This window comes from Fredinandcohnia onubensis (assembly GCF_002734285.1).
Lineage (GTDB): Bacteria > Bacillota > Bacilli > Bacillales > Bacillaceae_L > Ferdinandcohnia > Ferdinandcohnia onubensis_A.
This window is the reverse complement of record NZ_NSEA01000022.1, coordinates 1-1835: the sequence shown is the minus strand read 5'-3', so window position 1 is coordinate 1835 and position 1835 is coordinate 1. Positions and strand designations below refer to the sequence as shown.

Annotated in this window: 2 protein-coding genes; both read right to left on the bottom strand. The window is 39.5% G+C overall.

Going from position 1 to position 1835, the window contains the following annotated elements; translation table 11 throughout:
- Positions 1-29 precede the first annotated feature (29 nt).
- On the bottom strand, positions 30-203 hold the full coding sequence (locus tag CKJ95_RS23570) for a hypothetical protein (protein WP_180271562.1): 174 nt from the start codon (positions 201-203) through the stop codon (positions 30-32).
- A 52-nt stretch (positions 204-255) separates the two neighbouring features.
- Positions 256-1695, bottom strand: a complete 1440-nt coding sequence (locus CKJ95_RS19765) for a DDE-type integrase/transposase/recombinase (RefSeq protein WP_099355177.1) — start codon at positions 1693-1695, stop codon at positions 256-258.
- Positions 1696-1835 lie beyond the last annotated feature (140 nt).

Genomic DNA, 1835 nt, shown 5'->3' with positions numbered 1-1835 from the left:
GGTAGTGTCAAAAGTTCTATGAAAACTCATTAGTGATTTACTCTTTTTCCAGTTGTTGGGTCGGAAGGCCCCGCAATCGCTCCTGACAAACAGTCGAAAAAGGTTGCGATAAAAGTATCAAGGGCGAAGGGAACAAAAGTAGGCATGACAAATAACCCTTGACCATTACCAATTTTAACCTTTTTCTCCGTTCGGTTTGTCAAGAGTTCGCTCCGCCGATTGCTGAATATCTCAAGGGCTCTGCTAAACAAAAAGTTAGGCGGCTCGTTGTTCAACAATCCATTGTTGAGCTAATTCAATTAGTTTTGTCCATCTTGCTGGCATTGTTGGAAGCCCCGATAACTCTGGGTTTACGACGGGCACTTTACCTTCCAAAGATGCATGGGGCCGCAAAAAGTTAAAGTAAGCTACAAACAACGTGACATAAGAAACAGACCCTTGCTCAGATCCAAACCCATGAGTAGAGCGATAATTTCCTTTAAATGTCCGATTGAGTCGCTCAATAATCTGTTTTAAGTATCTATATTCTGTCGAAACGGGATCTTCATTTGTTAGGCCAATTACTTGCTTCACATCAAAGGAAATGCCATGTTGTGCAAAAAAGTGTTGAGCTAAAAGATAGATTGGATTTCCATCTACTATAAAAGTAAGGTCTTCCGGAATCTCTTTCATCTTTATTAACACTTCATCAATCGCACGTACAGCCGTTGCTGTATCTCGATTAGGAGACACTGGATAAGAAAGAATAATCTTCTTTACTGCGTCAAAAAAGAAAAAGAGATAATGCCAGCGACCGCCAACCCGGATGTATGTTTCGTCACCGCAGAACTGGTCAGAAAGCTCATACGGGTAGTAATCCACATAGGGTTTAAGCATAAGAGCTACACTGTTTTCGTAGTTCAATATTGTCTGGTGTGAAATAGCTACACCATGAACGTCCTGCATAATGGCAGCCGTCCTACGGGCCGAAAGGCCGTAGTTAACATGGTAGGTTAATATCAGTCCTAATGTATGTGGTGAAGCATAAATCCTAGACAAATCTACTGCTGGTAATTCAGGTGATTGCTTGGATAATGGCAGAAAACCAAGGTGAAACTGTCGAAAGATATATCTTAGTTTAAATGCCTGAGGATCCTTCTTAAATTGTTTCTTCTCTTTAGAAGTCATCGCGTTAAGTTTTCTTTGGTAATAGGAACAGCTATTGTTTCTACACTTGTATACAAAAAAGTCTTTTCGATCTTTTATCTTATCAAGTGATTTTGAACAATGAGGACACTTAAGATTGGCCTCTTTAGAAAATCGGTTCTTATCACTAAAAAGACATGAGCACACCTTACATTGAAACTGGCCTTTATCTCCGTTATTGGCGTATAGGTAGTTAGACGGAGCACCACACTTTGGACAGTTCAATGATTCAGGCACTTTCGCCTTTGAATTAGAACGCCTTTGAACAGGTTTGAGAGCCTTACCGTGTTCATTGAAATGCTCTTGCAAAAGAGACTTGTAATCAAGTTTTTCAAGCGGTTCGATGATCGGAAGATCATCCACCTGAAGTTTTCTATAAGGTTTATTTACTGGAGTCTCTTCAGGTTTTTCAAACATACTCTTCCCCACAAGAAGAGTAAGCAATGTTCGAATGACCTGAGCTTGATAGTTTATAAAAGTTAATAAATAGGTTATAATTTGAGGGTACAATTTGTCACTTCCTTTCTGGGAATTGGGTGTGTGGTAACCTCAATTATCACCAGATTTCAGGGGGTGGCAATTTTTTTGCTCAAAAAGCTCTCTATCAAGGTATTTTATAGCCTATTTCTTATAAAAGTTTTGACAATACG